This is a genomic window from Guyparkeria sp., from assembly GCF_046545975.1.
Taxonomy (GTDB): domain Bacteria; phylum Pseudomonadota; class Gammaproteobacteria; order Halothiobacillales; family Halothiobacillaceae; genus Guyparkeria.
In genome coordinates this window covers 1-6,832 of sequence record NZ_JBKGYT010000086.1, presented here as the reverse complement: position 1 = coordinate 6,832, position 6,832 = coordinate 1, and the positions used below count along the sequence as shown (strand labels likewise).

3 protein-coding genes are annotated in these 6,832 nt (G+C 68.3%); all 3 read left to right on the top strand.

Annotation, left to right across the window (positions count from 1 at the left end; genetic code table 11):
• The first annotated feature begins 202 nt into the window (after positions 1–202).
• Positions 203–3,178 (top strand): EAL domain-containing protein, encoded by a 2,976-nt coding sequence (locus tag ACLFMY_RS07730; RefSeq protein ID WP_410764071.1) that lies wholly within the window; start codon positions 203–205, stop codon positions 3,176–3,178.
• 100 nt (positions 3,179–3,278) lie between these two features.
• Complete coding sequence (locus ACLFMY_RS07725) at positions 3,279–4,583, top strand: Glu/Leu/Phe/Val family dehydrogenase (protein WP_410764070.1); 1,305 nt, start codon at positions 3,279–3,281, stop codon at positions 4,581–4,583.
• A gap of 84 nt (positions 4,584–4,667) precedes the next feature.
• On the top strand, positions 4,668–6,832 hold a 2,165-nt coding region (uvrD, locus tag ACLFMY_RS07720), incomplete at its 3' end, for a DNA helicase II (RefSeq protein WP_410764069.1).

Here is a 6,832-nt window from a genome sequence, read left to right as displayed (position 1 = left end):
CTCCACCAAACGCCATCGATGCCCGGCTGATTCGTCAGCCGGGCATTTTTTTGGTCAGGCCTCCTGTTCGGACCCACAGCCGATTGCCCATGAACTGCAGGTGTCGGGATATTGACTAACCTTAATATCGCCACAGTGCGTTCTTGGCACGGGTATTTCCTGTGTGGCGTAACAAGGGCAGGGGATAGGGAGTCCGTAACGCATGTCAGGGATCGATCGAACACAGTCGAGGCCATGGAGCGGGCGCAGGTGGCTGACCGGGCTGCTTGTCCTGGCCGCGCTGGTGATGCTGACCGAAGGAGTCCAGGCGCGCGAGGTGGTCGTCGGCCTGTACGACAACGATCCCAAGGTGTTCCGCGATGCCTCCGGCCAGCCGGCCGGGATCTTCGTCGACCTCGTCGAGCGCCTGGCCGAGGAAGAGGGCTGGGAGTTGTCCTGGGTCGATTGCCGCTGGTCGGAATGCGTCGAGCGCACCGCGGCCGGCGAGATCGACCTGATGCCGGACGTGGCCATCACCGAGGACCGGCGCGAGATCCTCTCCTTCCATGAACTGCCCGCCCTGCACAGCTGGTCGCAGGTGTACCGTGACCCGGGCATCGACATCGACTCCGTTCTCGACCTTCGCGATCGTCGCGTGGCGCTGCTGGAGGAGTCGATCCAGTTCTCGCGCGTGGATGAGCTCCTGCACGACTTCGGCATGGGCTACGAGCCGGTGCTGGTCCCGGACATCCGCTCGGCATTCGCGGCCGTGGCGGAGGGGCGGGCCGACGTGGCGGTGGTGAACCATCTCTTCGGCAGTCGCTATTACCGCGACTTTGGCCTGGCGCGCACGCCGGTGATGCTCGAACCCGCCGAGCTGTTCTTCGCCACGGCCAGGGGGCGCAACGCGGACCTGCTCGAGGCCATCGACCGTCACCTTGCCGCCTGGCGGGAGAATGGCGACTCGGTCTACTACGACGTGCTCGAGCGCTGGATGGGTGAACGTCCGGCGTTTTACCTGCCCGGCTGGCTGCCATGGGTCGCCTCGATCTCCGCCGGGCTCCTGTTGCTGGCGATCGCGATCGCGGTGTGGCTGCGACACCAGGTCGGGGTGCGCACGCGTCGGCTGGACGAGACCAGCGGCGCGCTGGAGATCGCCTACCAGGTCATCGACGCCAGCCCCGTGGTGCTGTTCCGCTGGCGTCCCGAGCCGGGCTGGCCGGTGGCGTACGTCTCGGACAACATCCGACGCTGGGGCTACGAGGCCGAGCAGTGGATCGAGGAGGGGCGTCACTTCGCCGACATCATCCACCCCGACGACCTGCCTCGCCTCGATGCCGACCGGGAAAGTCAGCTGGAGTCGGGCGCGGACGGGTACCGGCAGGAATATCGCATCCATCGGCCAGAGGACGGCTACTTCTGGGTCGAGGGACTGTCGAGGCTGATCCGCGACGACGAGGGGCGTGTCCACCACATCGAGGGCGTGGTCACCGACATCACCGAGCGTCGCGAGAGCGAACGGAGCCAGCGCGAGGCCGCGGCGGTGATCGAGAACACGCTCGAGGGCGTGATCATCACCGATGCCCGGGAACGCATCATCCGGGTCAACCGCGCCTTCTGTGCGCTGACCGGTCACGACGAGTCCGAGGTGCTCGGTCGGCCGGTGACCCTGCTGGACGCCGAACCGGACGGCAACCCCTGGGCCGAGATCCGCCGGCAGCTGGCCAACGACGGCCACTGGCAGGGCGAAATGACCAGTCGGCGCAAGAACGGCGAGGCCTTTCCCGAGCTGCGCACCATCAACCGCGTCGACGGGTTGGTGGGCGAGGGCGACCGCGTCGTGCACATGTTCACCGACCTGTCGCGCATCAAGGCAACCGAGGAACAGCTGGATTTCCTCAGCCTCCACGACCCGCTGACCGGCCTCCCCAACCGCTCCCTGCTGCTGTCGCACCTGCGCGACCGGATCGCCGCCCCCGGACGGCGCCGGATGGGCCTGTTGATGATCGATCTCGACCGCTTCCGCGACGTCAACGACAGCTACGGCCACGATGTCGGCGACGACCTGCTACGCCAGGTCGCCGGTCGGCTGGACGAGCTGTTGGGCGGGGCCTTCCTGGCAAGACTCGGCGGGGACGAGTTCGCGGTGCTCAGCGAGGATTTCGACTCGGAGATCGAACTGGCCCGGTTGGCGGAGGCCCTGATCGGCACCCTGAGCGATCCCTGGCAACTCGGGGGCGACACCGAGGTCCGCCTGGGTGCCAGCGTCGGCATCACCCTCTATCCGACATTCGGGCGCAGCCCGGAGGAACTGCTCCAGCAGGCGGATGCCGCCCTCTACCGCGCCAAGGCCGAGGGCCGGGGCGACTTCCGCTTCTTCGACGAGAGCCTGACGGCCAGCGCCCGGCAGCGGATCGAGATGGAGACGAGGCTGCGACGGGGCATCGAGAACGACGACCTCGAGCTGCGCTACCAGCCCCAGCTCGACGTGCAGACGGGAGAGATCATCGGTGCCGAGGCCCTGGTCCGCTGGCGAGACGGGGAGCGCGGACTGGTGTCGCCGGCCGAGTTCATCCCGGTGGCCGAACAGACCGGCATGATCGGCGCGCTGGGCGACTGGGTGCTGCGCGAGGCGTGCCGACAGGGTCGCGCCTGGCTGGACGCCGGACTGCTGCCGGGCCGGCTGGCGGTCAACCTGTCGGCATGGCAGCTTCGGGATGCCGAGCTGGTCGACCGGATCGCGCTGGTCCTCGAGGAGACCGGCTTCCCGGCCGACCGGCTCGAGCTGGAGCTGACCGAGAGCGCCCTGATGCGCCAGCAGGACAAGGTCGTGACACGGTTGCGCCAGCTCAAGGCGCTGGGCGTGCACCTGGCCATCGACGATTTCGGCACCGGCTATTCCTCGCTCGCCTACCTGCAGCAGTTCCCGATCGACGTGCTGAAGATCGACAAGCGATTCGTCGACGATCTGGCGGAGAGCCATGATGACCGGGAGATCGCCAGCGCCATCCTGGCGATGGGGCATGCCCTGGGGTTGTCGGTCATTGCCGAGGGGGTCGAGGTCGACGCCCAGCTGGCGTTCCTGCGGGAGAACGGCTGCGACGCCTACCAGGGCTATATCGTCAGTCCGCCGGTGCCGGCGGACGAGTTCGCCACGCTGCTCGACCGGAACCGAGCGCCGCGCGACGGCGAGGGCTGAAGTCGGTCGACCCGGGCCGGTCGTCGCCTGCTAGGCTTGAATCGATGGCGTCCGGCAGGGCCGGGCCGACGGCGTTCATGTCGAGATAAAGGAGCAGTTCATGACGAGAAGCGGTGGGTTGCTGGCGGACGCGCTGGCGCACTTGAAGCCCCTGATGGACCACGAGCGCATCTCGGAAGATGCGCGGCGACGGCTGTCTCAGCCCAATCGGGTCGTGGAGGTCGAGATCCCGCTGCGGATGGACGACGGTTCGCTGCGCGTGTACACCGGCTGGCGGGTGCTCTACGACAACACCCGTGGCCCGGGCAAGGGCGGCATCCGCTTCCACCCGGACGTCACCGTCGACGAGGTCGAGGCGCTGAGTTTCTGGATGGCGGTCAAGTGCGCCGTGGTCGACCTGCCCTTCGGCGGTGCCAAGGGCGGCATCTGCGTCGATCCCAAGCAGCTCTCCCGGCTCGAGCTCGAGCGCCTGTCGCGGGGCTATATCCGCGCCCTGCTGGACGTGATCGGCCCGGACCGCGACATCCCGGCGCCCGACGTGAACACCAACGAGACCATCATGGGCTGGATGGCCGACGAGTACCGCCAGGCGGCCGGCCAGCATCGTCGTGGCGTGATCACGGGCAAGCCGCCGGGACATGGCGGCTCGCTGGGGCGGACCGCGGCGACCGGTCGCGGTGCGCTGCAGGTGCTCAACATCTGGGAGCGGCGCAACGGTCGTGGCGACGATCATCCGACGGTGGCCGTGCAGGGCTTCGGCAATGCCGGTTTCCACTTCGCCCGCCTGGCGCATGACGCCGGCTACCGCGTGGTCGCCATCGCCGATTCACGCGGGGCGATCTACCGCGAGGAAGGGCTCGATCCGCTGCCCATCTGGGAGAGGAAGAACAAGACGAAGGAACTGGCCGGAGAGGTCTACTGCGAGGCTTCCGTATGCTCGGAGGTCGAGGTGGACCATCTGACCAACGACGAACTGCTGGGGCTGGACGTGGACATCCTGGTGCTCGCCGCCCTGGAGAACGCCATCACCGAGCGGAACGTCGATTCGATCCGGGCGAAGACGGTCCTCGAGATCGCCAACGGCCCGATCAACAATGCCGCCGACCGGGCGCTGCACGAACGTGGCGTGACGGTGATTCCCGATGTGCTCGCCAACAGCGGCGGGGTGATCGTCAGTCACATGGAGTGGGTGCAGAACCGCATGGGTGACTACTGGAGCGAACTGGAGATCGAGCAGAAGCTGGCTGCCCGGCTGGGCGAGCAGGCCGACCTGGTGTTCGGCCGGGCCGTGGCCGAGGAGGAGTCGCTGCGGTCGGCCGCCTATCGGCAGGGCATCGAGCGGATCGCCATCGCCATGGACGGGTTGGGCTCCGAGCGCTACTTCTGCGGCGACACCGGGCCGTAGGTTCGCTGTCTCGATGCGGACGGCAGGGCCGGCTCATGCCGGTGAGGGGCACCGGCAACCGGCCCGTTCCGGTACAATGGCGCTATGTCCCGAGCCCCCCATTTCAAGGATCCCATTCTCGACCCCCTCAACCCCGCCCAGCGCGAGGCGGTGACCAGCCCCTCGCTGGCCACCCTGGTGCTCGCCGGGGCGGGATCGGGCAAGACGCGCGTACTCACCCACCGCATGGCCTGGCTGGTCGCCGAGCAGGGCATCTCGCCGTACTCGATGCTCGCCGTGACCTTCACCAACAAGGCCGCCGGCGAGATGCGCGGTCGGCTGGGATCCCTGCTCGACGGGCAGGAACTCGGTCCGCGTGGCGTCGACGGCATGTGGGTGGGCACCTTCCACGGCCTGTCGCACCGGCTGCTGCGCCAGCACGCCCGCGAGGCGGGTCTGCCCGAGGGCTTCCAGATCATCGATTCGGACGACCAGCTGCGGCTGGTCAAGCGCCTGATCCGCGAGGCGGAGCTCGACGAGAACCGCTTTCCGCCGCGGCTGGTCGCCTCGATGATCAACGGCTTCAAGGAAGACGGCCTGCGCGCCCGCCATGTCCAGCCCGGCGACGACCCCATCCGCGATCAGGTGATCGTCATCTACAAGGCCTACGAGCGCGTCTGCGAGCGCAGCGGGCTGGTGGACTTCACCGAACTCTTGCTGCGTGCCACCGAGCTCTTGCGTGGCAACGATGCCCTGCGCGCCCATTACCAGCGCCGTTTCCGGCAGGTGCTGATCGACGAGTTCCAGGACACCAACGCGCTGCAGTACGCCTGGGCGCGATTGTTAGTCGGCGAGGACAACGGCATCTTCGCCGTCGGCGACGACGACCAGTCGATCTACGGCTGGCGCGGGGCGAAGGTCGAGCACATCCAGCACTTCTCGCGCGACTTTCCCCAAACCCACCTGGTGCGCCTGGAGCAGAACTACCGCTCGACGCGCACCATCCTCGAGGCGGCCAACAGCATCATTGCGCGCAACCAGGGGCGCCTGGGCAAGAACCTCTGGACCGAGGGCGAGGCCGGTCCCCCGATCCGCTTCTACCGTGCCTTCAACGACCAGGACGAGGCCAACTTCGTGGTCGAGCAGATCGCCACCGCCGTGCGCGAGGGCGCCCAGCGATCCGACTGCGCGGTGCTGTACCGTTCCAACGCCCAGTCGCGCCTGCTCGAGGAGGCACTGATCCGGGAGGGGATGCCCTACCGCATCTACGGCGGGCTGCGCTTCTTCGAGCGGGCCGAGATCCGCGACGCGCTCGCCTACCTCAAGCTGGTCTCCAACCGCCACGACGACACCGCCTTCGACCGGGTGGTCAACCGCCCGACGCGCGGGATCGGCGACAAGACGCTCAACGAGGTGCGCCAGGCGGCCCGCGAGCAGGGCGCCTCGCTGTGGGATGCCGCGCTGATCCTGCTGGCGGAGAATCGCCTGTCCCCGCGCGCCGCCGGCGCCCTGCGCCAGTTCATGACCCTGATCGAGGCGATCGACCAGCAGACCATCAACGACGAGCTGGGCGAGCGCATCGAGAAGACCATCGACAAGAGCGGCCTGCGCGCGCTGTTCGAGAAGGACCGCGACCGCGAGCGCGGCGAGGCCAAGATCGAGAACCTCGACGAACTGGTCTCCGCCGGGCGCGGCTACGTCATGGAACGCGACGTGGCCGAGGAGATGGGCGAGCTGGAGGCCTTCCTCGCCCACGCCAGCCTCGAGGCCGGCGAGGCGCAGGGCGAGTCCTGGGAGGACTGCGTGCAGATGATGACCCTGCACGCGGCCAAGGGGCTGGAGTTCCCGAACGTCTTCCTGGTCGGCATGGAGGAGGGGCTGTTCCCCCACCAGATGTCGATCGACGAGCCGGGACGCCTCGAGGAGGAGCGACGGCTCTGCTACGTCGGCATCACCCGTGCCGAACAGCAGCTGACCATCACCTGCGCCGAGTCGCGCCGCCTGCACGGCAAGCAGATCTTTCCCATGCCGTCGCGCTTTCTCGGTGAGCTGCCGCCGGATCTCGTCGAGGAGGTCCGGCCCCGTGCGACCCGGGCGGCCGCCGCCTTCGGTGGCCGGCGGCCCGAGCGGTCGGGGGGCGAGCCCGGCCCGCGCACGCACAAGCAGAACGAGACCGGTTTCACCATCGGCCAGACCGTCCGCCACGCCAAGTTCGGCGAGGGCACCATCCTCGACTGCGAGGGCGCCGGCGCCTCGGCGCGGGTGCAGGT

Coding starts and splice junctions, on each gene's coding strand:
- ACLFMY_RS07725 (WP_410764070.1), top strand. CDS start 3,279: ATGACGAGAAGCGGTGGGTTGCTGGCGGACGCGCTGGCGCACTTGAAG.
- ACLFMY_RS07730 (WP_410764071.1), top strand. CDS start 203: ATGTCAGGGATCGATCGAACACAGTCGAGGCCATGGAGCGGGCGCAGG.